This is a genomic window from Solirubrobacter pauli (assembly GCF_003633755.1).
GTDB classification, from domain to species: Bacteria; Actinomycetota; Thermoleophilia; order Solirubrobacterales; family Solirubrobacteraceae; genus Solirubrobacter; species Solirubrobacter pauli.
Map to the genome: position 1 here is coordinate 1,107,307 of NZ_RBIL01000001.1, position 24,758 is coordinate 1,132,064.

The following is a 24,758-nucleotide window of genomic DNA, read 5'->3' on the forward strand; positions in this document are numbered from 1 at the left end:
CGCCTCATTTGAGGATCACCGGGCGGCCGATGTTGCGCGCGTCCGGCAGGACGGCCAGCGGGTCGACGCCGAACCAGTCCCCGCAGAGCGCGCCGTAGAGGCCGCGGAAGTCCGACGTGGCGCGCAGGTTGCCCTGGGCGTCGAGCTTGTCCACGCCCGGGAACTCGCCGATCATCCGGCCCGCGGCGCGCGTCCCGATCAGGAAGCCGACGCCGGCCGCGCCGTGGTCGGTGCCCGACCCGTTCTCAGCCGCGCGGCGCCCGAACTCCGACCACACGAGGGTGAGCACGCGGTCGGCGAGCCCGCGCGCCTCGAGATCGCGCTGGAAGGCGAGCAGCGAGTCGAACGTGAGCTGGAGGTTCTTGGGCAACGTCTCCTCCTGGTTGGCGTGGGTGTCCCACGTGCCGGGAGCGCGGACGGAGGCGGCCCGCACCGGCAGCCCGGCGGCGAGCATCGCGGCGAAGCCGGCGAGGCGCTTCGGGAAGGCGTCGCTGGACTGCGGGTAGGCGGCAGCCGACGCGTAGGCGGGCTTGCCGTCGTTGCCGAGCGGGGCGAGCGCGTCGCGCACGGTCCCGGCGAACGCGGCCGCCTGCGCGGCCTGAGCGATCGCGGGGTCGTCCGCGCCGAGCAGCGAGCGGCCGATGTTCGTGAACGCGGGCACGGCGAGGTCCCCCGCCGGCCCCCAGGCGCCGGGTGCCCAGAAGCCGAAGTCCTCGGGCTTGTCGAGCGCCGCGACCGGGTTGCGCGCCGTGGCCAGCGACGGCGCCAGCTGGCCGTCGAGGGAGACGCCCTGCAGTGGGTTGTCGGCGGCGCCGATGCGGTCGAGCACGCGGCCGAGCCAGCCCGTGCGCAGGTTGGCGTCCAGCGCGCCGACCTCCCAGAAGTGCCGCGAGGTGAAGTGCGACTGGTCCGCGCCGGTGTAGCCGACCGCGGGGAGCACGGACACCTTGCCCTCCGCGTGCAGGTCGGCGAGCGCGTTCACCGACGGGTGCCAACGCAGCCGCGGGTCCTCGGCGAACGGGCGGCCGTCTTTCAGCGCCAGCTGCGGGCGCAGGCGCCGGTAGGTCGCGTCCTCCACCGGGGCGAGCACGGACAGCGAGTCCACGCCGCCGTCGAGGAAGACGTTGAGCAGCACGGTGCCCGGTCCGCCCGCCTGCGCGTGCGCGACGCCGGCCTCGAACACGGGCAGCTTCGCCAGCTTGCCCGCGCCGTACACCGCCAGGCCGAGGCCGGCGGAGCGCAGCAGCAACGACCGGCGGGACAGCCCGGTGCCGGCCGGCGCGGGCATGCCGGGCTCGATCGCGGGAAGGCCCGCGGACGCGCGGGCGTGCTCGGTGCAGCAGGTGTTCATGAGGTCAGGTAGTCGGGAGAGGTGGCGACGAGCATCCGCAGGGCGTTGACCGCCAGCACGGGGTAGGTCTTCTTCTTCCAGGGCTCGTCGGCGGTCGCGAGCGTGTCGGCGGCGTAGCGCTCGAGGCCCGCGCGGACGGGGCCGGACAGCGTCGGGTCGCCCCAGAACGTCACGGCCTGGCGGACGAGCTCGCCGGCGTCGAGCGGCGCGGTCGCGCCCTTGTCGGGCTCGAGCCGGGCGGGTTCGCAGATGTGCTGGGCCATCATCCAGCGGGCGCGGAACGTGGCCGTGTCCAGCCAGCGCGAGTCGTCCCAGCCGGAGACGTTCGGCGGCAGGAACAGGTACTGGCCGGCGATCTCGCACAGCCACGCCCAGGCGCCGGAGTCGATGCCACGCCCGACCGCGCGCAGCATGCCCGCCGCCTGGACGACGGGCGGCTTGACCATCCGCCGGCGCGGGTCGTAGAGGTCCGGGTGCGCGAGGATCGCCTCGACCAGCGGGCGCACGTCGCGATCGTGCTTGACGTACAGCTTGATGAGGCCCTTGACGGTCGCCGCCGACGGCTTGGTCGGGATGAACGCGCCCCACAGCTTCGTGACCAGGAACTCGGGGTGCCGACGGTGCCGCGTGACGAGCTTCACGCCCTCCTGCCAGGTGAACTTCCCGCGCTTGCCGTAGATCTTCTTCGGCTTGGCGTCGTGGAGCTTCTTGACGTACCGGAAGCGGGTCGGGCCGGAGTCGGTCCAGTCGTTGGCGAAGCCGGTCAGCGCCCGCGCGAGCTCCCGCACGTCCTGCTCGGTGTAGCCGCGGCCCGCACCGAGGCAGAACAGCTCCTGCAGCTCGCGCGCGTAGTTCTCGTTCGCGCTGTAGACGTGGTTGTCGGTCCCGTTGAGCCACAGCAGCATCGCCGGGTCCTTCGTGATGTCCAGCGTGAGCCGCTCGAAGTTGCCGAGCGCGTGCCGGCGCAGCAGCGCGTTCTGGCGCAGCATCAGCTTCTGCGGCACGCCCGACTTGGACGTCGCGAACCAGTCGTGCCAGATCAGCGTCATCCGCTCGACGAGCGGCGCCTCGGTGCGCACCATCCGGTCCAGCCACCACAGGTGGTCGTGGCCCCACGCGTCGCGCGGCGCGAGCGGCGCGCCGTCGACGGCCGGGTTCGGCCCGAGCAGCCGCGTGGACTTCGGCCGGGTCAGCGAACGGATCGCGCCCTGCAGGCCGAGCTCGGCCAACTCCGTCGCCTGCCCCGGCTTCGGGCCGAAGCCCGCCCGCCACAGCAACCGCGTCGCCTGCTCTTCACCGAATGCCCCTTTGTACGACGGAACCCCCACGACGTAAAGCATCGGACCGCGTACGTCCAACCTGAAGGGGCCCATCCCCCATCGGCGGGTACAGCAGACACATGCCTGACAATCGAGGGGTTGCCTACATGGGCCCCGGGGAGGTCGAGGTTCAGACCATCGACTTCCCGAGCTTCACCGTCCAGGATGGCCCCGGTGTACCGCAGGAGAACGTCGGCCGAGAGTGCCACCACGGCGTCATCCTGAAGATCGTCTCGACCAACATCTGCGGCTCCGACCAGCACATGGTCCGTGGCCGCACGACCGCGCCCGAAGGGCTGATCCTCGGGCACGAGATCACCGGCGAGGTGGTCGAGAAGGGGCGGGACGTCGAGTTCCTCGACGAAGGGGACCTCGTCTCCGTGCCCTTCAACATCGCGTGCGGCCGCTGCCGCAACTGCAAGCAGCAGGACACCGGCATCTGTTTGACCGTGAACCCGGAGCGTCCCGGCGCGGCCTACGGCTACGTCGACATGGGTGGCTGGGTCGGCGGCCAGGCCGAGTACGTGATGGTCCCCTACGCCGACTTCAACTGCCTGAAGTTCCCCGACAAGGCGCAGGCGATGGAGAAGATCCTCGACCTGACGATGTTGTCGGACATCTTCCCGACCGGCTTCCACGGCTGCGTGACCGCGGGCGTGCGTCCCGGGAGCACCGTCTACGTCGCCGGAGCCGGACCGGTGGGCCTGGCGGCGGCGCACAGCGCGCAGCTGCTCGGCGCGGCGGTCGTGATCGTCGGCGACCTGAACGAGGCGCGGCTCAAGCAGGCCGCGTCGTTCGGCTGTGAGACCGTCGACGTCTCCAAGGGCGACCCGAAGGACCAGATCGAGCAGATCCTGGGCGTGCCGGAGGTGGACGCCGGCGTCGACGCGGTCGGCTTCGAGGCGCGCGGCCACGGTGAGCACGCGGCCGAGGAAGCACCCGCGACCGTGCTCAACAGCCTGATGGACCTGACCCGCGCGGGCGGCGCGCTCGGCATCCCCGGGCTCTACGTGACCGGCGACCCGGGCGCGTCCGACGACGCCGCCAAGGAGGGCTCGCTGTCGATCCGGATCGGGCTCGGCTGGGCCAAGTCGCACAGCTTCGCCACCGGCCAGTGCCCGGTCATGAAGTACCACCGCGACCTGATGCAGGCCATCCTCAACGACCGCGCGCAGATCGCCAAGGCCGTCAACGCGCAGGTGATCTCACTCGACGACGCGCCGCAGGGCTACAAGGACTTCGACAAGGGCGAGTCCGTGAAGTTCGTGATCAACCCGAACGGGCTGGTCCGAACCTAGATTTCGACCGGCAGGAGGTCGACGCGTCCACGCGGCGCGTCGATCTTCTCCACCTGGACCGTGACCTCGTCCCCGAGGCGGATGCGCATGCCGCTCTTGGTGGCGATCAGCATCGTCTCCTCCTCGTTGAGCTCCCACCAGTCGTCGCGGAGCTTGCGAACGGGCAGCAGGCCCTCGTACCCGTCGAAGGCGACGAACGCGCCCGCGCCGATCAGCCCCCGCACCTGGCCGCGGAACTCGCGCTGCCAGCCGCCGGTCCGGAACAGCTCGCTCTCGAGCAGGAAGGCGCGGGCGACGTTGTCGGCGGCGCGCTCGATCGTCATCGCGTCGCGCTCACGCTGCGAGCAGTGCTCGGCGGCCGGCTCGAGGTCGGAGACGCGCACGGTCGGCTCCGGGAACCCGATCGCCGACAGCAGCGCGCGGTGGCAGATCAGGTCCGGGTAGCGGCGGATCGGCGAGGTGAAGTGGCAGTAGCGCTCCGACCGCAGCCCGAAGTGGCCGAGGTTCTTGTCGCTGTAGCGCGCCTGCTTGAGCGATCGCAGGATCAGCGATGTGTACGCGGGCCCGCGGACCCTGCGCGCGGCCTCCTCGACGAGCTCGCCGGCCTGGTTGGCGGTCATGTGCTCGGGCGCGGGTGGCGTCGGCAGGTCCAGCGACGCGAGCTGGTCCAGCAGGCGCGCCACGCGCGCCGGGTCCGGCGGCTCGTGCACGCGGAACATGCCCGGCAGCTTGCGCTTCTCCAGCAGGTCGGCGACCGCCTCGTTGGCCGCGATCATCAGGAACTCGATCAGCTCGTGCGCCTCGGTCGTCTCGCTCGCCTCGACGCTCTTGACGTGGCCGTCAGGGGTGAACTCGAACTCGGGCTCGGTCGACTCCACGGTCAGCGCACCGCGCGCCGCCCGCTTCTCCGCCAGGGTCCGGGCCACGCGCCGCGCCTCCGCCAGCCCCGCCGGCCCGGCCTCGCCACGCGCGAACAGGTCGTCCACCTCGGGGTAGGAGAGCCGCGCATCGGAGCGGATGATCGACCGGTGGAACGCGGTGCGGCGCACCGTGGCGCCGTCGAGCTCGAGCTCGACCGTCACCGCCAGCCGGTCCTGGTGCGGGACGAGCGAGCAGGCCCCGTTCGAGAGCGCCTCGGGCAGCATCGGCTCGACGAGCCCGGGCACGTACACGGACGTGCCGCGCCGGAACGCCTCACGGTCGAGCGCCGACCCGGGCTTCACGTAGGCGGACACGTCCGCGATGTGCACCCACACGCGGACGGCGCCGTCGGGGAGCGCCTCGGCGGAGATCGCGTCGTCGAAGTCGCGGGCGGACGGCGGGTCGATCGTGAACGTCGGCAGGTCGCGCAGGTCGCGGCGTCCTTCGTGGGACGGCTCCGCCGAGCGCGCCTCGCGCTCCACCAGGGGGTCGAAGCGCCGCCGCAGCCCGCGGTGCAGCATCAGCCCTTCCAGCACGTCGCGGGCGACGTCGGGGCGCCCCAGCCGCCGGACGAGCCGGAATCGCCGGCCCTTCGCGGGCGCCGCCAGCACCAGGTCCCCGATCCGCTCGCGCCGCGGCTTGTCGACCTCGACGCGCTGCCCGGGCTCGAAGAACGGCGTGACCGCGTAGTGCTTGCCGTGCTTCTCGAGGACCCCGACCAGCGTCAACCCGCGGCCACCGTCTCCAGGGCCTTGTCGAGCGCCTCGTCGCGCTCGGTCTTCGGGTCGTCGGACGCCTGGATGTCCGGGGTTATACCCGCGCCCTTGCGCACCCCACCACCGCCGAGGTTGCGGCCGGACGGGGTGAAGTACTCGCCCACCGTGATGTCGAGCGCGCCGCCGTTGTCGAGCTGCTCGATCTCCTGGAAGACGCCCTTGCCGAACGTGCGCGTGCCGACGACCTTGGCACGCTTGCGGTCCTGCAGCGCGCCGGTGACGATCTCCGACGCCGACGCGGAGCCCTCGTCGACGAGCACGACCACCGGGATCTTGTCGTCGATCGCGCCGCCGGTCGCGTTGTAGACGCGCTCCGGCCGCGCACGGCCCTTGGTCGACACGACGCGTCCCTCCGGAAGGAACACGGACGCGACCTCGACCGCCTCGTTGAGCAGCCCGCCGCCGTTGTGGCGCAGGTCGAAGACGATGCCGGTCGCGCCCTTCTTGAGCTCGTCCTTGACCGCCTTCTCGACGTCGTCGCCCGAGCCGGACGTGAAGCCCGCCAGCGAGACCCAGCCGATCTTCTTGCCGTCCTGCGTCTCCTGCCGGTGCTGGACGATCGGGATGTCCACCTTGGCGCGCTTGAGCTTGAAGACGCGACCGGTCTTGAGCTTGAGCGTGACCTCGCTGCCCGCCGGCCCCTTGATCAGGGCGGTCGACTGGTCGGAGTTCTTCCCCTCCAGCGACTTCCCGTCGGCCTCGACGATCACGTCGCCTTCCTTGAGCCCGCCCTCCTTGGCCGGCGAGCCGTCGTAGACCTGCGTCACGCGCAGGCCCTCGGGCACCTCGGCGACGCTCATGCCGACGCCCTCGAACGCACCCTCGGTGTCGAGCTGGAACGAGTGGTACTCGCTCGGCGAGAAGTAGTGCGAGAACTGGTCGTCAAGGCTCTCGACCGCGGACTCGAGCGACTTGTTCAGCAGCTTCTCGCGATCGACCTTGCGGTAGTAGTCGGCCTCGATCTTGTCGATCGCCTGCTCGTACTGGCGACCGTCGGAGTCGGCGACGAGCGTGTCGCGCGCGAAGCCCGGCAGCCAGTCAGGATGCCCGCCGAGCAGGATCCCGATGACGAGCGCGAGCGGGATGAGAAGGGCGAGAAGAGCGGTGCGCAGCCGTCGCATGGCGATCGCTCACGGTACCGCGCGTTCTGTCAGGCCACGCTAAGGACGGTCCAGCTCGAACCAGACGACCGTGGGGTTCTCCTCGATCCCCCAGCGGTTCGCGACCAGGCCCGTGAAGTGCAGACCCCAGCCGCGCTCGTCGCGCGCGTTGCCGGCGCGCGGCACGTAGGTGAAGCCCGGACCGTCGTTGGTCACCTCGATGCGCAGCCGCCCGTCGGCCAGATCCACGCGGACCTCGACCGCACCGTCCCCCGGCACGTGCTCCACCGCGTTGGCGACCAGCTCGGACACCAGCAGACGGGCGTCGTCGAGCGTCGATTCCGGCAACTCGGCGTCCAACCGCTCCATCAGCTGGCGGGCACCGGCAGAAGCCGCGGGTGATTTTGGGAAGCTTTGCGAGTAGAACATGGGCCGAACGCCGGGTACACCCGTACCCGCAAGGAACTCAATGCTCCCATTTACCGTCGAGAGACAGCAGACAAACGGGAAGGTCCGCGTCATTGTGCGCGGCGAGCTCGACATGGAAACCGGCCCTCGCGCGGAAGAGGAGCTGCGACGCGCCGAGAACGACAAGCCGCCCGTGCTGGTGCTCGACCTGCAGGGGGTGACGTTCTTCGACTCCACGGGGCTGCAGCTCGTGCTGGACGCCGACGTCCGGGCCCGCGAGGAGGGCCGCACGTTCATCGTGTCGCCCGGCGACGGTGAGCCGCGCCGCGTCCTCGAGCTGGCCGAAGTGATCGATCGGCTGAACCTGGAGTCGTAGGTCGTGGCGGGGCTGGACCTCTCCGACACCGGCTTCCTGCTCACCGATCCGCGGCGCGACGATCACCCGATCGTCTACGTCAACGACCCGTTCCTGGAGATGACGGGCTACGCGGCCGACGAGGTGCTCGGCCGCAACTGCCGCTTCCTGCAGGGCGAGGGGACCGACCCCGCCGCGATCGACGAGCTGCGCCGCGCGATCGCGGACGAGCGCCCGACGACGGTCGAGGTCCTCAACTACCGCAAGGACGGCTCGCCGTTCTGGAACCAGGTGTACATCACGCCGGTGCGCGACGGCGACGGCCACGTGGTGCACTTCATCGGCCTGCAGATCGACGTCACGGCCCGGCGGGCCGCCGTCCTGCAGCAGCGCCGCTCCTCGTTCCTGGCCGACGCGGGCCCGTTGCTGGACGCCTCGCTGGACCCCGACTCCACGCTGGACTCGCTGACGAGGATGTCCGTGCCCTTCCTCGGCGACGTGTGCATCGTCGAGGAGATCCGGCACGACGAGGTGCGCCGGCTCGCGGCCACGGGGACGGACCGCAGCGCGATGCGAGAGGCGCGCCCGGACGACCCGGTCGTCCGCGCCGTGCGCAGCGGCCGTGCGGAGATCGTCCGGACCGACCGCCTGCTCGGCCGCCCCGCGACGGCGATCATCGCGCCGCTGAAGGCGCGCGGGACGATCCGCGGCGCGGTCGTCTTCGCGTCGTTCTCCCCCGGCCGCGAATACGGCGCGCAGGACCTCGTCCTGGCAGAGGACCTCGCGCTGCGCGCCGCGCTGGCGATCGACAACGCGCGCCTGTACGAGAACCTCGGTGCGGTCGCCCACTCGCTCCAGCAGGGGCTGCTTCCGGAGCGCCTGCCGACGCTCGCGGGCATGGACCTCGCGGCGCGCTACCGCCCGGCCGGCGACGGCAGCCTGATCGGCGGCGACTTCTACGACGTGCTCCCCCGTCGTGACGGGCTGGACCTCGTGATCGGCGACGTCACCGGCAAGGGCGCGCGCGCCGCCGCGTTGACGGCGCAGGTCCGCCACACGCTGCGCACGGCCGCGCAGTACGAGGACAGCCCGAGCCGCATCCTCGACGTCGTCAACCGCACGCTGCTCGCCGAGCGCGGCGAAGGCGGCGGGCGCTACTGCACGGTCGCGATGGCGCGGATCGAGCTCAACGGCAGCGCGCACGCGACGATCTGCTGCGCCGGGCACCCGATGCCGTTCGTCGTCCGCTCGGGCGGCGACGTGGAGCCGGTCGGCAAGCCGGGATCGGTGCTCGGCTGGGTGCCGGACCCGAAGCTGCTCGACGTCACGTTCGAGCTCGGCCGCCAGGAGTCGCTCGTGCTGTTCACCGACGGTGTGACCGAGGCCCGCACGACGGGCGACCAGTACGGGCTCGCCGGCCTCCAGGAGCTGCTGCGCGCGGCGGCGCGCGAGGACGCGTCGGGCATCGCGACCCGGGTCGACCGGGCCGCGGCGCACGCGGGCGCGCGCCGCGACGACGTGGCCGTGCTCGTCGCACGGCACGTCGGCAACGGCTAGACCCGGAGGAACTTCCGCAGGCTGAGGCCGGAGCCCAGCGCGGAGACCGCGACCGCGGCCACCAGCAGGAGGCCGATCAGCAGCGGGAAGTCGATCGTGTCCGGCGCCGCGATCAGCGCGAAGTCGGCGGCCAGCGGGTCGACGACCGCGATCTTGACGACCGCGAGCAGGATGATCGCGAGCAGGCCGCCGAACAGGCCGACGATCACGCCCTCGAGCACGAACGGCCAGCGGATGAACCAGTCGGTCGCGCCCACGAGCTTCATGACCTCGACCTCGCGCCGGCGGGCGTAGAGGGAGAGGCGGATCGTGTTCGCGATCAGCAGCATCGAGGCGATGCCCAGCAGGCCCGCGAGCAGCGCCATCGTGATCTTCACGACGCCCGTGACGGCGAGGATCTTGTTGGTGTCCTCCTCGCGGTTGCGGACCTCGTCGATCGCCGGGTCGACGACCGTGCGGCCACCGCCGGCGGCCTCGGGCGCCAGGGCGTCCTTGATCTTGGAGATGTCGTCCGGGTTGCGCGGCGTGATCCGGAACGTGTCCGGCAGCGGGTTGGACCCGAGCAGCTCGTACGCCTTCGGGTTGCGCTTGCGCTCGGTCTGGTACGCCTGGTCGCTCGAGATGAACTCGACCTTGCTGATCATCGGCTCGGCCTTCAGCAGCCGGTCGACGCGGGCGACGTCCGCCTGCTTGGCGTCCGTCTTGAGGTAGACGTCGGCGATGACCTTGCCGCGGACCTCGTTCGCGGCGCCGGTCGTGGCCTGCACGACCGGGATGAAGACGCCGAGCACGAGCACCGTGACGAGCACGGTGGCCATGGCGGCGAAGCTGGGGATCGCGTTGCGCTTGAGCGCGCGGAGCGCCTCGCGCAGGAAGAAGACGGGACGCATCTAGCCGAGGGCTCCCCGCATGCGGATGGCGAACTCGCGCGTGTTCTCGTTCGCGGCGTACGCGCCGGCCTGCTCGTCGCGGACGATCTTGCCGTCGGCGAGCTCGATCACGCGGCGGCGCATCTTGTCCACCATCGCCACGTCGTGGGTGGCGACGAGCACGGTCGTGCCGGTCTGGTTGATGCGGTAGAGCAGCTGCATGATCCCGATCGACGTCTCGGGATCGAGGTTGCCGGTCGGCTCGTCCGCGATCAGCAGCGGCGGGTGGTTGACGAACGCGCGCGCGATCGCCACGCGCTGCTGCTCGCCGCCGGAGAGCTGGTCGGGGTAGTTGTGCAGCTTCGTGCTCAGGCCGGTGAGGCGCAGGATGTCCGGCACCTTGTCGCGGATCTCGCGGCGGCCGCCGCCCGTGACCTGCAGCGCGTACGCGACGTTCTCGTACACGGTGCGGTTCGGGAGCAGCTTGTAGTCCTGGAAGATCACGCCGAGGTTGCGCCGGTAGTACGGCACGCGGGGGCGCGGGATCTTCTGCAGGTCGCGACCCGCCACGCGGATCTCGCCGGCGGTCGGCTCGAGCTCCTTGATGAGGAGCTTCATCGCCGTCGACTTGCCGGAGCCGGAATGGCCCACGAGGAAGACGAACTCTCCCGGGAAGATGTCGAAGGAGATCCCGTCCAGAGCGGAGTCGGTCGCGCTGTAGCGCTTCTCCACGCCGCTGAAGGAGATCACCGCGCCGGTGGCGGGCGAGTGCGGAGCAGCAGTTCTATGAGCGCCTTCGCGTGCGCGGCGTCGGCGTAGATGTCGTTCTGTTGCAGCCATGGGGCGTCCTCAGTCGAGGGTACGGCGGGGTGTTCGCGGAGAACGCAAGGTTCCCTGCAACGCCTCTTGAGTAGGCTGATCTGCCATGGCGCGCATCGAGTCCTCCTCCCTGCCGAACGGCCTGCCGCTGCACCGGGTGGAGCTCCCCACACGGTCGACGACGATCCTCGTCGCCTTTGACGCGGGCGCGCGCACGGAGCGCCCCGAGGAGAACGGCATGGCCCACTTCTTGGAGCATCTGGTCTTCAAGGGCGGGCAGAAGTACGACGACTACCGCAAGGTCAACCAGACCGCGGAGACGATGGGCGCCGTGCTGAACGCGTACACGTCGCACGACCTCGTGGCCTTCCACATCACGTGCCGCGCGGAGGTCGCCGCCGAGGCGATCGACCTGCTGACGGACTTCGTGGGCCGCCCGAAGATCGACGCCGAGGAGCTCGACCGCGAGCGCGGCGTCGTCATCCAGGAGATCGCGCGCTCCAACGACCAGCCGTCGGTCATCGCCGAGCACCTGATCGACCGCGCGGCGTTCGGCGACCACCCGCTCGGCCGCCCGGTGCTGGGGCCGGAGGAGCACCTGCGCGACACGTTCACGCGTGACGGCATCCTCGCCTTCCGCCGCCGCCAGTGGGTGGGCTCGCGCGGTGGCGCCTTCATCGTCGGCAACGTCGACCACCTGCCCGAGGACAACGAGCTGGCCGAGCTGTTCGGCCGCTTCCCGTCGATCTCGGCCAACGGCGGCTCCGAGCCGGCGCCGCCGTTCGCGCCGACGACGCTGGTCGAGCAGCGCGAGTCCGCCCAGTCGCACCTGCGGATGTCCTACCGGCCGTCGATCGACCCGCGCGCGCCCGCCGAACGCGCCGCGCTGGCCGTGTACTCGACGCTCCTGGGCGGCTCGATGGGCTCGCGCCTGTTCGACGAGATCCGCGAGCAGCGCGGGCTCGCCTACTCCGTGTACGCGCTGGACCACTCGTTCGCGGACGTGCCGATCCTGCAGCTGTCCGCCGGCCTCGAGTCGGGCAAGTGCGTCGAGGCCTTTACGCGCATGCGCGAGATCGTCGACGAGCTGCGCACCGAAGGGCCGTCGGAGGAAGAGGTCGAGCGGGCGCGGGCGTACGCCGCCGGCCGGCGCGTGCTGGCCTTCGAGAACACGAACGCGGTCGCGCGCCACGCGGCGCAGCAGACGGTCGTCTTCGGCCAGGACATCGATCCCGACAAGGCGATCGAGGCCCTGGACGCGGTCACCTACGAGCAGGTCGTCGAGGTCGGTCGCGGCATCTCCGAGCAGCTCTCGGTCGCCTGCGTCGGCCCTCACGATCAGGCCGAGTTCTCATAGAGACCCTTGCCGTTGGTGGTTGCGTCGTCCACAATGGGTTGTGGGTGACCAGCTTCGACGAGCTCAACCACCGCGAGCTCGAGCGCTACGTGCGCCGGGTCTCGGACCGGTGGCCCCTTGACCGCGCGCTGCTCGGCGGCGCGCGGGTCGCGGACATGCGCGGAGCCGGCCCGCAGCGCGAGCGCGGTCCCGAGTACGTGATCGTGCTCGTGTCCGAGCACTTCGACGGCGTCCCGTGGCTGGAGCGCGTGTACGTGACCGGCACGCTCTGGGACGCCTACGAGATGGGCGCGCCCGCCGACGTGCACGCCTACACGCCGGTCGAGTTCGAGCGCCGCCGCGAGAACCTCCCGGCCGTGCACGACGCGGCCGAGTGGGGCCTCGAGCTGCTCCCCGAGCACGCCTGACACCGAAGCAAGCAGCCCCTCCGCCCCACCCCGATCATCCGACCTCGGTCGAACCGATGATGCGTGCGCTGCGTACAGCGGCGTGGGGTGGTCCTCCTTCGCACGCAGTCCGATGAGCGTCTGGTCGCGCTGGCGCGCGCCGGGAACGAGGCCGCGTTCGAGGCGATCGTCCGCCGCTACCGGCCACTGCTCGTCCGCGCGGCCCGTCGCTACCTGAGCGACGCCCGTGCCGAGGACGCCGTCCAGCAGGCCTTCCTCGCCGCCTGGAGCGCCCTGCAGCGCGGCGACCAGGTCCGCGACCTCCGCCCCTGGCTCTACCGCATCGTCCACAACACGGCGCTGAACGCCCTCCGCGCCGCCGGCCCAGACTGGGCCGAGCTCCCGGACACGGTGCCCAGCGGCGAATCCGAGCTGGACCGCCGGATGGACCTCCACGAGGCCCTGACGGGCCTGGCCGCGCTTCCCGAGCGCCAGCGTGAGGCGTTGCTGCGCGTCGCCGTCGAAGGCCGCCCCCAGACCGAGGTCGCCGCCGAGCTGGGCGTGAGCGAAGGCGCGGTCCGCCAGCTCGTCCACCGAGCCCGGCTGACGCTCCGCGCCGCGGCGACGGCGATCACGCCGCTGCCGCTGATCACGTGGGCCGCAGGCGCGGGCGGCGCGGGCGGCGCGAGCGCGGGCGACGCGGGCGGCGCAGCCGCTGGTGGCGCGGCCTCGGTCGGTGCGAGTGCCGGTGCGGGCGCCGCGGGAGCGGGGTCGGCCGGGGCGGGCGGGTTCGTGGCCAAGGTCGGTGTCGGTGCCGTGCTCGCCAGTGCGGCCGTCGCCGTGCCGGTGGTCGTGGTGCGTGAGGAGCCGCGTGCGCCCGCCACCGCGGAGGCGGCGACGCCGGCGCCCACGCGCACGGCTGCGCCGACGTCGACGCCGCGCGTCTCGTCGCCCGTCGTGACGCGCACGCCGACCGCGTCCCCGCGCGCTCGGCGGCGTCCCCGGGCCGCGTCGACGCCGCGGGCCACCGCCACGCCGCGGGCCGCGTCCACGCCGCGCGCCGTCGCGCCGCGCGCCGAGCCGACGGCACGTCCGCCGCACCGGCCGACCGCCACCGCCACCGCCACCGCGACGCCGCGGCGCGAGCCCGCTCCGACATCGACACCGCGGCCCGAGCCGACGGTCGCCGCCACCCCCACGGAAGCGCCGCGCGCGGACGATCCACCGCGCGCGGACAACTCCGGGCCGGGGTCGGCGAACTCGGGCCCCGGCAGCAGCTCGTCCGGCTCGGGCTCGGACCACTCCGGGCCCGGCAGCGACTCGTCCGGCGGCGGCTCGTCCGGGTCCGGTTCAGACCACTCCGGCCCCGGCGGCGGCTCGTCCGGCTCGGGCTCGTCGGGCTCCAGCGGCCACGACGACGACTCGCACTGAAGTTCTCGGGCTGTCCGGTCGATGACGAGAGCATGCGCAAGCTCGGCCCTCTCGCCCTCGTGGCCACTCTCCTGCTCGTCCCCGTCGACTCCGCGTCTGCGAAGACCAAGGTCGATGCGTTCGCCGCCAAGTACCACCTCAAGGGCACCTGGAAGGCCAAGGACGCCGACAAGGACGGGCTGAAGAACCTCAAGGAGTTCAAGCTCGGCACCGACCCGCGCAAGGCCGACAGCGACAAGGACGGGCTCAAGGACGGCGACGAGGTCACGTCCGGCAACAACCCGCGCAAGGCCGACACCGACGGCGACCGGGTCAAGGACGGCGCCGAGCACGCCGGCGTGGTGACGGCCTTCGACGGCACGTCGATCACGATCCGCGAGTTCGCGACCGGCAAGAAGCTCAAGGCCACGCTCGACACGGACTGCACGCCCGCGCTCGCCGAGGACGAGACCGCTGACGACTCCGGCTTCGACGACGACGACTCGGTCGACGTGACCGAGGACGACGAGCTCGGCGGGTTCTTCCAGGGCGAGGAGGAAGAGGAGGAGGACGTCGACCCCAACGCCGACGCCTCCACCTGCACCGACGACGAGCTCGAGAAGGGCGTCGTCCTCCAGAGCGCCGAGCTCGAGGACGACTACCTCGTCGACTACACGTTGGCCTGACGCACCCGAAGGCCGGATGATCGGGGTGGGGCGGAGGGGCTGCTTGCCTTCGTCATCCGATCGCCACCATGCGCTCGATCGGGAGCCGGGCGCGCTCGGCGATCGCCTCGGGCACCTTCACGACTCCGCTCCCGTCACGCAGCGTGTCGCGCAGCTTCGGCAGCGTGATCATCTTCATGAAGCGGCACGCCGCCTCCTCGTTGGCGGCGACGAAGTCGATGTCGGGCCGCGCCATCTGCAGCGGGTGCAGCATCCCGGTCTCCGTGGCCATGATCGCCGTGGCGCCCGCGGGCGCCTGAGCGGCCCACGTCATCATCCCGCCGGTCGAGAGCATGTGGACGCCCTCGGCGTCCACGTCGCCGGCCGCGACGTACTCCATGACGCTCGTCGAGCACCCGCACTCGGGGTGGACGAGGAAGTCCGCGCCCGGGTGCGACTCGCGCATCGCCGAGATGTCCGACGGGCGGATGCCCGCGTGCACGTGGCACTCGCCGTCCCAGACATGCATCTTGCGGCCGACCTGCTTCTCCACATACGCGCCGAGGAACATGTCCGGGCCGAACAGGATCTCGGTGTCCGGGCCGTGCTCGCGGTAGATGTGCTCGACCACCTGGACGGCGTTGGAGGACGTGACGCAGTAGTCAGTCTCAGCCTTTACCTCAGCCGTAGTGTTGACGTACATCACGACGAGCGCGCCCGGGTGCTTGGCCTTCCACGCCCGCAGCTGGGCCGCCGTGATCGAGTCGGCGAGCGAGCAGCCCGCATCCATGTCCGGCAGCAGCACGGTCTTGTGCGGCGACAGCACGGACGCCGTCTCGGCCATGAAGTGCACGCCGCAGAAGGCGATCACGTCCGCGTCGGTCTTCGCGGCCTGCTGCGAGAGCGCGAGCGAATCACCCACGAAGTCCGCGACGTCCTGGACCTCGGGGAGCTGGTAGTTGTGCGCGAGGATCACGGCACCGCGCTCTTCGGCGAGCGCCCGAACCTCGGCCTGCAGGGCCGGCACGGATTCAAGGGTGAGCAGGTTCACTGGACGGTCTCCAAGATCAGCGACAGATCGAGGACCGGCGCGGAGTGGGTCAAAGCACCGATCGAGACGTAGTCTACACCACTAATAGTCGCGTAGACCAAAACTGTGTCGGAGTCCACACCGCCGGACACCTCGAGCTCCGCGCGCCCGCCCACCTGGGCGACCGCCGCGCGCACCTCGTCAGGGCTCATGTTGTCCAGCAGCAGCCGCGGCGCGCCCGCCTCCAGCGCCTCGGCGATCTCCGCCGCGTCACGCACCTCGACCGCCAGCGGCAGGTCCGGCCGCGCGGCCCGCGCACGCCGCACCGCCTCCCCCACGCCGCCCGCCGACGCGGAGTGGTTCTCCTTGATGAGGATGAAGTCGAACAGCCCGACGCGGTGGTTAACGCCGCCGCCGTCCACGACCGCCTGCTTCTCGAGCAGCCGCATCCCGGGCGTCGTCTTGCGCGTGTCGAGGATCTTCGCCGCGTCCGGCGGCAGCGAGCGCACCACGCGTGCCGCCGCGGTGGCCACACCCGACAGCCGGCCGAGGAAGTTCAGCGCCGTGCGCTCCGCGGTCAGCAGCGCCCGCGCGGAGCCGGTCACGCGCAGCACCGGACCGTGCTCGCGCCATTCGCCTTCCGGCCCGAGCCGCTCGACGACGGCGTCCGGGTCGAGCCGCAGGAACACGGCCTCGGCGACCGCGAGCCCGGAGATCACCCCGGGCGCCTTCTGCGTGATCGTCGCCTGCGCCCGCGCGCCCTCGTCGACGGTGGCCAGGGTCGTCACGTCGCCGCCGCCGACGTCCTCGGCCAGCGCGCGCTCGATCAGGTCTTCAGTCACGCCGACCATAATAGTCGGCGTGACCTAAAGCTGGCTACGCACGGGATTTGGCGTTCGACTCGAGCCAGCTGCGCACGAAGCCGTCGAGATCGCCGTCCAGCACCCCGCCGGCGTTGCCGACCTCGAAGTCCGTCCGGTGGTCCTTGACCATCGTGTACGGGTGCAGGACGTACGAGCGGATCTGCGAGCCGAAGTTCACGTCGAGCGTCTCGCCACGCGCCTTGGCGATCTCCGCCTGGCGCTCGGCCTCCTGGCGCTCGATCAGCTTCGAGCGCAGCATCGCCATCGCGGTCGCGCGGTTCGCCGACTGCGAGCGCTCGTTCTGGCACTGCACGACGATGCCGGACGGCCGGTGCGTGATGCGCACGGCGGAGTCGGTCTTGTTGACGTGCTGGCCACCGGCGCCGGACGCGCGGTAGGTGTCCACCTGCAGGTCGTCGTCGTCGATCTGGATGTCGCCCGCCTCCTCGACCACCGGCGCGACCTCGACGCCCGCGAAGGACGTCTGGCGGCGGTTCGCCGAGTCGAACGGGGACAGCCGGACGAGCCGGTGCACGCCCTTCTCGGCCGAGTACAGCCCGTACGCGTTGTCGCCGCTGACGCGGAAGGTCGCGGACTTGATGCCGGCCTCTTCCCCGGGGCTCGCCTCGAGCAGCTCGGTCTTGAACCCGCGCGAGTCGGCCCAGCGCATCTCCATGCGCAGCACCATCTCGGCCCAGTCCTGGGCGTCGGTGCCGCCGGCACCGGCGTTGACGGTCACGAGCGCGTCGCCGGCGTCGTAGTCGCCGGTGAACAGGCGCGCTTCCTCGGCTTCGCCCAGGCGCGCCTCGACCGACGCGATCGCGCCCTCGAGCTCCGCCGCGATCTCCGCGTCCTCTTCCGCGAGCTCGGCGAGGCCTTCGAGGTCCTCGGCGTCGGCCTGGAGCTTGGTGAACGCTTCCAGGCGGCGCTGCGTGCGCGTGTGCTCCGCGCTGACCTTCGCGGCGTGATCCGGGGCGTCCCAGAAGCCGGTGGCGCCCATCTCGTCCTCGAGCGTGCTCAGGCGCTCCTGCATGCCGGCCGGGTCCACGAAGTCCGCCAGCAGCGTCATCTGCTCACGGATGGCGGCCAACCGCTGGTTGGTGGACTGATCGGAGGCCATGGCGGATGACAGTAGCGGGTACGCAGTCAGGCATGAGGGCACTCGATCGGGTCGACGCCGCCATCGGAGGCGGGATCGAGCACGCGATGATCCACCACCACATGCGGCGGATGCGGCGCCACGGTCAGCTGGACGCGCTCGCACCGGCCACGGACGGTCTGTGGGCGACGCAGCACGCCGCTCCGCCACGCCCCGGCAACGCGATGGAGGTGCTGATCGACGGCGCCAACGCGCTCCCGCGCATGGCCGAGGCGATCCGCGGCGCGCGCCGCCACGTGCACGTGTGCTCGTGGCACCTGGAGCCCGACTTCGACCCAGGCCCGCGCAAGTCCACGCCGGTGAGGGACCTGCTGGCCGACGTCGCCGAGCGCGTGCCCGTGCGCGTCATCGTGTGGGCGGGCGCGCCGGTGCCGGTCTTCCAGCCCCGCCGCGCGGCGGTGCGCGCCGCGCGTGAGCGGCTCGTGCGCGGCACGAAGATCCAGTGCCAGCTCGACGCGTGCACGCGGCTGATGCACTGCCACCACGAGAAGCTCGTGATCGTCGACGACGAGCTCGCGTTCGTCGGCGGCATCGACCTCACCACGCTCGCCGGCGACCGCTACGACTCCAACGACCATCCGCACAAGCACGAGCAGATCGGCTGGCACGACGCGACCGCGCTGCTCCGCGGCCCGATCGTGCGCGACGTCGCCGCGCACTTCGCGATGCGCTGGGAGGCGACCGCGGACGAGGCGCTCGCGTTGCCCGAGGACGTGCCGCCCGCCGGCGACACCACCGTCCAGTTCACCCGCACCGTGCCCGAGGGCGCCTACAAGGTCCTGCCGCGCGGCGAGTTCTCCGTGCTCGAGACGTACGTGCGCGCGTTGCGCAGCGCGCAGCGGCTGATCTACCTCGAGAACCAGTTCCTGTGGTCCCCCGAGATCGTCCACATCCTCGAGGCCAAGCTCCGCCGGCCGCCGTCTCCGGACTTCCGCGTCGTCGTGCTGCTGCCGCACAAGGCCAACAACGGCCAGGACGACACGCGCGGCATGCTCGGCCGGCTCGTGGAGGCCGACGGCGGGCGCAACCAGTTCCTGGCGGCGACGATCATGTCGCGCTCGGGCGAGCGGTCGGGTCCGCTCTACGTGCACGCGAAGATCGGCATCGTCGACGACGAGTGGCTCGCGATCGGCTCGGCCAACCTCAACGAGCACTCGCTGTTCAACGACACCGAGGTCGACGTCGTCACGTGCGACCCCGACCTCGCCCGCGCCACCCGGCACACGCTGTGGGCCGAGCACCTCGAGCGCGACGACGCCTCCGGCGACGCCACGACCCTCGTCGACGAGGCGTGGCGCCCGATCGCGAACGAGCAGCTCGAGCGCCAGCGCGCGGGCGCGCCGCTCACCCACCACCTCGTCGAGCTGCCGGGCGTCTCGCGCCGCTCCCGGCGCCTGCTCGGCCCGCTCGACGCGCTGGTGGTCGACGGCTGAGCTGACTAGAAGACGACGGTGCGGTTGCCGTAGACGAGCACTCGGTCGTCCAGGTGGGCCTTGACGGCGCGGGCGAGCACGGTGCGCTCGATGTCACGGCCGAGGGCGACCATCGTCTCCGCGGGCTCGCGGTGCGTGACGCGGGCGACGTCCTGCTCGATGATCGGGCCGGCGTCGAGCTCCTCGGTCACGTAGTGGGCGGTGGCGCCGATGATCTTCACGCCGCGCTCGTAGGCGCGCTGGTACGGGTTCGCGCCCGCGAAGGCCGGCAGGAAGGAGTGGTGGATGTTGATGATCGGCACCCCGACCTGCGCGAGGAAGTCCCCGGAGAGGATGCGCATGTAGCGGGCGAGCACGACGAGGTCGCAGCTCCCGCGCAGCAGCTCGATCAGCTCCGGCTCGTTCGGGAACGGCACGTGGTGGTAGGCGATGCCGAAGCCGGCGACGTCGTTGGCCCAGTCCGGGTGGTTGGACGCGACGAGCGGGATCGTGGCGTTCAGGTCCCCGCGCCGGTGGCGCCACAGCAGGTCGACCAGGCAGTGGTCCTCCTTGGAGACGAGCACGGCCATGCGCTTCGGGGCGGTGCCGTCCGTCAGGCGCCAGCGCATGTCGAAGCGCTCCGCCACCTCCTGCGAGAACGCGCGGCCCAGCGACTCGAGGTCGCCGGACTCGAAGTTGAACTCCATGCGCATGAAGAACTCGCCGCCCTCGGGGTCGGTCGAGTGCTGGTCGGAGCTGATGATGTTCGCCCCGGACGCCGCGAGGAAGCCCGCGACGGCGGCGACGATGCCGTGCCGGTCGTGGCAGTGGATGAGCAGCCGGCCGTTCACACGGCCAGCGTACTCACCGCTCCACTAGGCGCCGTGGCACTTCTTGTACTTCTTGCCCGACCCGCACCAGCACGGGTCGTTGCGGCCGATCGTCTCGTGCTCGTCCACGCGGCGCTGGGCGACGACCGGCGGCGCCTCCTCGGCGGGCGGCTCGCCCGGCTGGCCGTAGGCGGTCGGCTGATCGGCGGCGGTGCCGCCCGAGTAGGCGAGCGCGCCCATGCCGCTCGTCATCTGCGGCGGCGGGGCGAACTCCTGCGCCGGAGCGGCCGGGTCCGGGATCGGGGCGCCGTCGCCGTTCGTGCCCTGCACCTCGACCTGGACGTTGTAGATCATCCGCGCGAAGTCGGACCAGATCGAGTTCATCAGGTCCTCGAACAGGACGAAGGCCTCGTTCTTGTAGGCCACCAGCGGCTCGATCTGCGCGAACCCGCGGAGGTGGATGCCCTCGCGCAGGTAGTCCATGTCGTACAGGTGCTCGCGCCAGCGCTGGTCGATGATCTGCAGCACGAGGTAGCGCTCGAGCGCGCGCATGAGCTCGTCGCCGAGCTCCTCCTCGCGCTCGTCGTAGAGGCTCATCGCGTCGTCCACGAGCAGGCGCTTGAGCTGGTCGCGATCGGTCTGCGAGCGGTCGATCTCCTCGGCCGCGAAGTCCACGTGGTAGATCTGCTCGAGCTGGACCCAGAGCTCGTCCAGGTCCCAGTCGTCCACGAAGTCGCCGGGCGTGTACTCGTCGACCAGGCGGCCGATGACGGCCTCGATCTGCTCGCGCGCGACCTCCGACATGTCGCGGCCTTCGAGCACCTCGTCGCGGTACTTGTACACGACCTCGCGCTGCTGGTTCATGACGTCGTCGTACTCGAGGACGCGCTTGCGGATGAGGTAGTTCTGCTCCTCGACCTTGCGCTGGGCGCCCTCGATCTGCTTCGTGAGCATCTTCGCCTCGATCGGCTCTTCCTCGCCGTCGTCGCCCTTCGGGCCGAGGCGGTCCAGGATCTTGTAGATCCGGTCGCCGGCGAACAGGCGGACCAGGTCGTCCTGGGCGGACAGGAAGAAGCGCGACTCGCCAGGGTCGCCCTGGCGGCCGGCGCGGCCACGGAGCTGGTTGTCGATCCGGCGGGACTCGTGACGCTCGGTGCCGAGGATGTAGAGGCCGCCGGCCTCCTCGACCGCGGCCTTGTCGGCCTCGACGCGCTCCTCCATCTTCGGGAGGATGTCGTTGAAGCGGTCCTGGTAGTCGGGGTCGCCGGGCTTGAGGCCGAGCTTGTTGAGCTCGATCTGCGTCAGGTGCTCGGGGTTGCCGCCGAGCTTGATGTCCACGCCGCGGCCGGCCATGTTGGTGGCGATCGTGACGGCGCCGGGGCGGCCGGCCTCCGCGATCGTCTCACCCTCGCGCTGGGCGAACTCGGGCTTGGCGTTGAGCACCGTGTGCGGCACGCCGACCTTGCGCAGGCGGGCGGACAGCAGCTCGGAGACCTCGACCGAGATCGTGCCCACGAGGACGGGCTGGCCGGCGTCGTGGCGGGCCTGGATCTCGCGCGTGACCGCGCGCCACTTGCCCTCTTGGGTCTTGTAGATCTGGTCGTTCTGATCCTTGCGGATCATCGGGCGGTTCGTGGGGATCTCCACGACGCCGACCTTGTAGATCTTGTTCAGCTCGGTGGCCTCGGTCAGGGCCGTGCCCGACATGCCCGCGAGCTTGTTGTACATGCGGAAGTAGTTCTGGAGCGTGACCGTCGCGAGCGTCTGGTTCTCCTCGCGGACGCGGACGCCCTCCTTGGCCTCGACGGCCTGGTGCAGGCCCTCCGACCAGCGGCGGCCGTCCAGGATCCGGCCGGTGAACTCGTCGATGATCTTGACCTCGCCGTCCACGACGGCGTAGTCGACGTCCTTCTTGTAGAGCGACTCGGCCTTCAGCGCCTGGTGCAGGTGGTTGACCAGCGTGCCGTTCTCGGCGCGGTACAGGTGGTCGATGCCGAGGAACCGCTCGGCCTTCTCGACGCCGCGCTCGGTGACCGAGACCGTCTTGTGCTTCTCGTCGAACTCGTAGTCGTAGTCCGCCGTGAACTCCTTCTTCGCGCGCGGGTCCATGCCCTCGGGCTTCTTGCCCGGCTCCATCATCGGCGCGAGCTTGGAGAAGCGCTCGTAGAGATCGGCGGCCTGCTCGGGCGCGCCGGAGATGATCAGCGGCGTGCGCGCCTCGTCGATGAGGATGTTGTCGACCTCGTCGACGATCGCGAAGTTGTGCATCGCGACGGGCTTGCCGTCCTCGCTGATGCGGCCGCCGTGCTGGACCTTCTCCTCCAGCGTGGTGGCCATGTTGTCGCGCAGGTAGTCGAAGCCGAACTCGGAGTTCGTGCCGTACGTGATGTCGGCGGCGTAGGCCGCGCGCTTCTCCTCGTAGGGCTGGTTGTTCTGGAGGATGCCGATGGTCAGGCCGAGGCCTTCGTAGATCGGCCGCATCCAGTTGGCGTCACGGCTGGCGAGGTAGTCGTTGACCGTGACGACGTGCACGCCCTTGCCGCTGAGCGCGTTGAGCGTGACGGCGAGCGTGCCCGTGAGGGTCTTGCCCTCGCCGGTGCGCATCTCGGCGATCGAGCCGTCGTGCAGCACCATGCCGCCGATCAGCTGGACGTCGAAGTGCCGCATGTTCATGCGGCGCTTGCCCACTTCACGCGTGAGCGCGAACGCCTCGGGGAGCGCCTCGTCGAGCGAGAGGCCTTCCTCCTGGACGCGCTCGCGGAGCTCGGCGAACTGCTCCTTGATCTCGTCGTCCTCGAGGAGCTCGATCTCGGCTTCCCACTCGTTGATGCGCTCGACGCGCTTCTGGTAGGCCTTGAACTGCTTCGCTTCGCCCAGCCGGAGGGCGCGCTCGAGGATGGACATAGCTACCTAGCGTAGCGGTAGCGCGCCCCCGGCCGGGTGTGCGGTTTACAGGCTGCCGGGCGCTTCTTCGAACGTCGCCGGGGTGGTGCGCGCGACGTCCGCCGCGGCCCTCGACTCGCGCCGGCCACGCCGTTTGTCACGGTGGCGCTTGACCTGGCGCTCCAAGTTGTCCGCGACGAGGTTGATCGCGTGCTTCGGGTCCTTCGAGACCTCTTTCGCCCGCAGCTCCGTGCCCTTGAGCCTGAGCACGACCTCCGCCGCTATCGGGTCGCCCGGGACGTTCTCGTCGGCCACCTCGAGATCCAACTCGGCCAGTTCGGACACCTGCTTGGCGGTCTTCGCGAACCGCTGCTCGGCGTACTCCCTGATCTCGTCGGTGACCTGAAGGTTGCGTCCCTTAACCTCGATTTGCATGGGACTCCTCTGTCGGGGTCAACTATTTGTGAACCATACCCCCTCAAGGCGCAGGCTCACGCGGCCGACATGTAGGTTGTGGCCATCTCCGTGCCAGCCGATCCCGCTTCTGGCCGGTCAGGCCCCCAGGAAGTAGCGGTCGTCCGTCATCCGATCGCCGATGCCCGCAACATCGTCGTCGGCTACGAGCTGCGCTTCGGCGGGTCGATCGACCTCGGCGACCCGGCGATGGACGCGAAGGCCACCTCCGCCCTGCTGGTCGAGGCGTTCGGGGACATCGGGCTCGAGACGCTCGCCGGCCGCCACCCCGCCTGGGTGACGATCGCGCGCAACTTCCTCGTGGAGATCGGCCCGCCGCCGGTCCGCCCCGACCGCGCGGTCCTGCAGATCAAGGCCTACCACGCCCGCGAGGACCTGCTCCAGATCCTGCAGCGGCTGTCGCGCTCGGGGTACACGATCGCCCTGGACGAGTGGGAGGGCGACCTCGGCGCCAACGTCGAAGAGCTGATGTCGCTGTGCTCGATCGTGCGCGTCGACGTGTCGCGGATCCCGGCCGCCGAGCTGCCGCGCGTGCTGCGCGTGCCGAAGATGCAGGGCGCGCTGCTCGTGGCCACCGAGGTCGGCGACCACGCCGCCTTCCTGCGCTGCCAGGAGCTCGGCTTCACCTACTTCCAGGGCGAGTACTTCGCCCAGCCCCGCACCTTCAAGCACCGCGGCGTCGCCACCGCCGGCCTCGGCTCCCTGCGCCGCCTGAACAAGCTCACCAGCGGCGACATCTCCTTCGAGGACCTCGAGCGGATCATCTCCTCCGACGTCGGCCTGTCCCTGAAGCTGCTCCGCTACGTCAACAGCGCCTTCTTCTCGCTGCCCCGCAACGTGTCGTCGGTGCACGAGGCGCTGTCGCTCCTCGGCGTGCGCACCGTCCGCCGCTGGGCGACCGTCATGGTCCTCGCCTCGATCCCCGACGTGCCCGACGAGCTCGTCTCCCTCGGCCTCCGCCGCGCCCACATGTGCGAGATCCTCGTCGGCCACACCACCACCGAGGAGCGCGAGATGATGTTCACCATCGGCCTCTTCTCGGTGGCCGACGCGCTGCTCGACATGCCGATGGCCGACGTCCTCGAGTCCCTCCCCTTCACCGAAGAGCTCCAGGCCGCCCTCCTCCGCCGCGAAGGCCCGAAGGGCGAGCTCCTCGCCGCCGTCACCGCCTACGAGCGCGGTGAGTTCCCGACGCTGCCGACCAGCGACACCCGGCCCACGCTAGCCGGTGCCTACCGCGCGGCGCTCGAGTGGGCGGACGAGACGGGGCGCGCGATCGCGTAGTCCTTGAGCGCGACGGCTCTCGCGTGGCGCTCAGCTCGACTGGCGCACGCCGGGCCTTCGTCGCGTCGGGAAGCACACCGTCGGGCGTCGCGCTCTTGTGCGGGTGAGCCGCTCCGCCGGGTCCCACCCGGGCGCGGACCGGGCCCCCAACACGCCACTGGTCACTTTGCTGGGCAGAGCCCAGCAAACCCACCACTCGCACCGCGGACGATCGCGCGGCCCGCGCCCGGGC

The 24,758-nt window shown here is 71.0% G+C and carries 22 protein-coding genes; 9 read left to right on the forward strand and 13 right to left on the reverse strand.

Going from position 1 to position 24,758, the window contains the following annotated elements:
- Positions 1-4: 4 nt before the first annotated feature.
- Together C8N24_RS05150 and C8N24_RS05155 are read right to left on the reverse strand one after the other, a co-directional pair.
- On the reverse strand, positions 5-1,351 hold the full coding sequence (locus tag C8N24_RS05150; RefSeq protein ID WP_121248650.1) for a DUF1501 domain-containing protein: 1,347 nt from the start codon (positions 1,349-1,351) through the stop codon (positions 5-7).
- Complete coding sequence (locus C8N24_RS05155; RefSeq protein ID WP_170178855.1) at positions 1,348-2,679, reverse strand: DUF1800 domain-containing protein; 1,332 nt, start codon at positions 2,677-2,679, stop codon at positions 1,348-1,350. Before C8N24_RS05155 ends, C8N24_RS05150 begins: the two co-directional genes overlap by 4 nt.
- A 71-nt stretch (positions 2,680-2,750) precedes the next feature.
- Here C8N24_RS05155 and fdhA point away from each other — a divergent pair, with 71 nt between their 5' ends.
- Positions 2,751-3,968 (forward strand): formaldehyde dehydrogenase, glutathione-independent, encoded by a 1,218-nt coding sequence (gene fdhA, locus C8N24_RS05160; RefSeq protein ID WP_121248654.1) that lies wholly within the window; start codon positions 2,751-2,753, stop codon positions 3,966-3,968.
- Here the strand turns inward: fdhA and C8N24_RS05165 are convergent.
- The 3 genes from C8N24_RS05165 to C8N24_RS05175 are packed head-to-tail and all read right to left on the reverse strand — an operon-like array spanning position 3,965 to position 7,194.
- Positions 3,965-5,617, reverse strand: a complete 1,653-nt coding sequence (locus tag C8N24_RS05165; RefSeq protein WP_121248656.1) for a ribonuclease R family protein — start codon at positions 5,615-5,617, stop codon at positions 3,965-3,967. The two genes, fdhA and C8N24_RS05165, sit on opposite strands and share 4 nt — an antisense overlap.
- Positions 5,614-6,786 carry a S41 family peptidase gene (locus C8N24_RS05170; protein ID WP_121248658.1) on the reverse strand — a complete coding sequence of 391 codons (1,173 nt, stop codon included), beginning with the start codon at positions 6,784-6,786 and terminating at the stop codon, positions 5,614-5,616. Before C8N24_RS05170 ends, C8N24_RS05165 begins: the two co-directional genes overlap by 4 nt.
- A 39-nt stretch (positions 6,787-6,825) precedes the next feature.
- On the reverse strand, positions 6,826-7,194 hold the full coding sequence (locus C8N24_RS05175; protein ID WP_170178856.1) for an ATP-binding protein: 369 nt from the start codon (positions 7,192-7,194) through the stop codon (positions 6,826-6,828).
- 40 nt (positions 7,195-7,234) lie between these two features.
- On the opposite strand from C8N24_RS05175, the gene C8N24_RS05180 reads away from it, so the two are divergent.
- Both C8N24_RS05180 and C8N24_RS05185 read left to right on the forward strand, forming a co-directional pair.
- Positions 7,235-7,549 carry an STAS domain-containing protein gene (locus tag C8N24_RS05180; protein ID WP_281272615.1) on the forward strand — a complete coding sequence of 105 codons (315 nt, stop codon included), beginning with the start codon at positions 7,235-7,237 and terminating at the stop codon, positions 7,547-7,549.
- 3 nt (positions 7,550-7,552) lie between these two features.
- Positions 7,553-9,085 carry a PP2C family protein-serine/threonine phosphatase gene (locus tag C8N24_RS05185; protein WP_121248662.1) on the forward strand — a complete coding sequence of 511 codons (1,533 nt, stop codon included), beginning with the start codon at positions 7,553-7,555 and terminating at the stop codon, positions 9,083-9,085.
- Here C8N24_RS05185 and C8N24_RS05190 read toward each other — a convergent pair.
- Both C8N24_RS05190 and ftsE read right to left on the reverse strand, forming a co-directional pair.
- On the reverse strand, positions 9,082-9,975 hold the full coding sequence (locus C8N24_RS05190) for a cell division protein FtsX (protein ID WP_121248664.1): 894 nt from the start codon (positions 9,973-9,975) through the stop codon (positions 9,082-9,084). The two genes, C8N24_RS05185 and C8N24_RS05190, sit on opposite strands and share 4 nt — an antisense overlap.
- Positions 9,976-10,794 carry a cell division ATP-binding protein FtsE gene (gene ftsE / locus C8N24_RS05195; RefSeq protein ID WP_121248666.1) on the reverse strand — a complete coding sequence of 273 codons (819 nt, stop codon included), beginning with the start codon at positions 10,792-10,794 and terminating at the stop codon, positions 9,976-9,978.
- Positions 10,795-10,879: 85 nt separating this feature from the next.
- On the opposite strand from ftsE, the gene C8N24_RS05200 reads away from it, so the two are divergent.
- The 4 genes from C8N24_RS05200 to C8N24_RS05215 all read left to right on the forward strand — a co-directional run bounded on the left by C8N24_RS05200 (position 10,880) and on the right by C8N24_RS05215 (position 14,612).
- Positions 10,880-12,130: a M16 family metallopeptidase gene (locus C8N24_RS05200; protein WP_121248668.1), complete on the forward strand. Its 1,251-nt coding sequence runs from the start codon at positions 10,880-10,882 to the stop codon at positions 12,128-12,130.
- Positions 12,131-12,174: 44 nt separating this feature from the next.
- Positions 12,175-12,537, forward strand: coding sequence for a hypothetical protein (locus C8N24_RS05205; RefSeq protein ID WP_245971767.1), 363 nt, complete (start codon positions 12,175-12,177; stop codon positions 12,535-12,537).
- 87 nt (positions 12,538-12,624) lie between these two features.
- On the forward strand, positions 12,625-13,947 hold the full coding sequence (locus C8N24_RS05210; protein ID WP_170178858.1) for an RNA polymerase sigma factor: 1,323 nt from the start codon (positions 12,625-12,627) through the stop codon (positions 13,945-13,947).
- Between the two features lie 32 nt (positions 13,948-13,979).
- Positions 13,980-14,612 carry a hypothetical protein gene (locus tag C8N24_RS05215; RefSeq protein ID WP_121248674.1) on the forward strand — a complete coding sequence of 211 codons (633 nt, stop codon included), beginning with the start codon at positions 13,980-13,982 and terminating at the stop codon, positions 14,610-14,612.
- Between the two features lie 52 nt (positions 14,613-14,664).
- On the opposite strand, the gene nadA is transcribed toward C8N24_RS05215, so the two are convergent.
- Genes nadA through prfB form a run of 3 tightly spaced genes read right to left on the reverse strand, consistent with a single transcriptional unit; the run spans position 14,665 to position 17,604 of the window.
- Positions 14,665-15,642 (reverse strand): quinolinate synthase NadA, encoded by a 978-nt coding sequence (gene nadA, locus C8N24_RS05220; protein WP_121248676.1) that lies wholly within the window; start codon positions 15,640-15,642, stop codon positions 14,665-14,667.
- Complete coding sequence (nadC, locus tag C8N24_RS05225; RefSeq protein WP_121248678.1) at positions 15,639-16,472, reverse strand: carboxylating nicotinate-nucleotide diphosphorylase; 834 nt, start codon at positions 16,470-16,472, stop codon at positions 15,639-15,641. Before nadC ends, nadA begins: the two co-directional genes overlap by 4 nt.
- Positions 16,473-16,497: 25 nt before the next feature.
- Positions 16,498-17,604, reverse strand: a complete 1,107-nt coding sequence (prfB, locus tag C8N24_RS05230; protein WP_121248680.1) for a peptide chain release factor 2 — start codon at positions 17,602-17,604, stop codon at positions 16,498-16,500.
- A gap of 32 nt (positions 17,605-17,636) precedes the next feature.
- On the opposite strand from prfB, the gene C8N24_RS05235 reads away from it, so the two are divergent.
- Complete coding sequence (locus C8N24_RS05235; protein ID WP_121248683.1) at positions 17,637-19,076, forward strand: phospholipase D-like domain-containing protein; 1,440 nt, start codon at positions 17,637-17,639, stop codon at positions 19,074-19,076.
- A 5-nt stretch (positions 19,077-19,081) separates the two neighbouring features.
- Here the strand turns inward: C8N24_RS05235 and purU are convergent, their stop codons facing one another.
- The 3 genes from purU to hpf are packed head-to-tail and all read right to left on the reverse strand — an operon-like array spanning position 19,082 to position 23,203.
- Positions 19,082-19,906 (reverse strand): formyltetrahydrofolate deformylase, encoded by an 825-nt coding sequence (gene purU, locus C8N24_RS05240; RefSeq protein ID WP_121248685.1) that lies wholly within the window; start codon positions 19,904-19,906, stop codon positions 19,082-19,084.
- Between the two features lie 24 nt (positions 19,907-19,930).
- On the reverse strand, positions 19,931-22,789 hold the full coding sequence (gene secA, locus C8N24_RS05245) for a preprotein translocase subunit SecA (protein WP_121248687.1): 2,859 nt from the start codon (positions 22,787-22,789) through the stop codon (positions 19,931-19,933).
- Positions 22,790-22,834: 45 nt separating this feature from the next.
- Positions 22,835-23,203: a ribosome hibernation-promoting factor, HPF/YfiA family gene (hpf, locus tag C8N24_RS05250; RefSeq protein ID WP_121248689.1), complete on the reverse strand. Its 369-nt coding sequence runs from the start codon at positions 23,201-23,203 to the stop codon at positions 22,835-22,837.
- Between the two features lie 90 nt (positions 23,204-23,293).
- On the opposite strand from hpf, the gene C8N24_RS05255 reads away from it, so the two are divergent.
- Positions 23,294-24,526 (forward strand): EAL and HDOD domain-containing protein, encoded by a 1,233-nt coding sequence (locus C8N24_RS05255; protein WP_147447644.1) that lies wholly within the window; start codon positions 23,294-23,296, stop codon positions 24,524-24,526.
- Positions 24,527-24,758: the final 232 nt, after the last annotated feature.

Excerpts from the sequence above, each read along its gene's own strand:
- C8N24_RS05175 (WP_170178856.1), bottom strand. The coding sequence starts at position 7,194 with ATGTTCTACTCGCAAAGCTTCCCAAAATCACCCGCGGCTTCTGCCGGT.
- C8N24_RS05235 (WP_121248683.1), top strand. The coding sequence starts at position 17,637 with ATGAGGGCACTCGATCGGGTCGACGCCGCCATCGGAGGCGGGATCGAG.
- C8N24_RS05215 (WP_121248674.1), top strand. The coding sequence starts at position 13,980 with ATGCGCAAGCTCGGCCCTCTCGCCCTCGTGGCCACTCTCCTGCTCGTC.
- C8N24_RS05200 (WP_121248668.1), top strand. The coding sequence starts at position 10,880 with ATGGCGCGCATCGAGTCCTCCTCCCTGCCGAACGGCCTGCCGCTGCAC.
- prfB (WP_121248680.1), bottom strand. The coding sequence starts at position 17,604 with ATGGCCTCCGATCAGTCCACCAACCAGCGGTTGGCCGCCATCCGTGAG.
- nadC (WP_121248678.1), bottom strand. The coding sequence starts at position 16,472 with ATGGTCGGCGTGACTGAAGACCTGATCGAGCGCGCGCTGGCCGAGGAC.
- C8N24_RS05170 (WP_121248658.1), bottom strand. The coding sequence starts at position 6,786 with ATGCGACGGCTGCGCACCGCTCTTCTCGCCCTTCTCATCCCGCTCGCG.
- hpf (WP_121248689.1), bottom strand. The coding sequence starts at position 23,203 with ATGCAAATCGAGGTTAAGGGACGCAACCTTCAGGTCACCGACGAGATC.
- C8N24_RS05180 (WP_281272615.1), top strand. The coding sequence starts at position 7,235 with ATGCTCCCATTTACCGTCGAGAGACAGCAGACAAACGGGAAGGTCCGC.
- C8N24_RS05190 (WP_121248664.1), bottom strand. The coding sequence starts at position 9,975 with ATGCGTCCCGTCTTCTTCCTGCGCGAGGCGCTCCGCGCGCTCAAGCGC.
- secA (WP_121248687.1), bottom strand. The coding sequence starts at position 22,789 with ATGTCCATCCTCGAGCGCGCCCTCCGGCTGGGCGAAGCGAAGCAGTTC.
- fdhA (WP_121248654.1), top strand. The coding sequence starts at position 2,751 with ATGCCTGACAATCGAGGGGTTGCCTACATGGGCCCCGGGGAGGTCGAG.
- ftsE (WP_121248666.1), bottom strand. The coding sequence starts at position 10,794 with ATGGCTGCAACAGAACGACATCTACGCCGACGCCGCGCACGCGAAGGC.
- C8N24_RS05150 (WP_121248650.1), bottom strand. The coding sequence starts at position 1,351 with ATGAACACCTGCTGCACCGAGCACGCCCGCGCGTCCGCGGGCCTTCCC.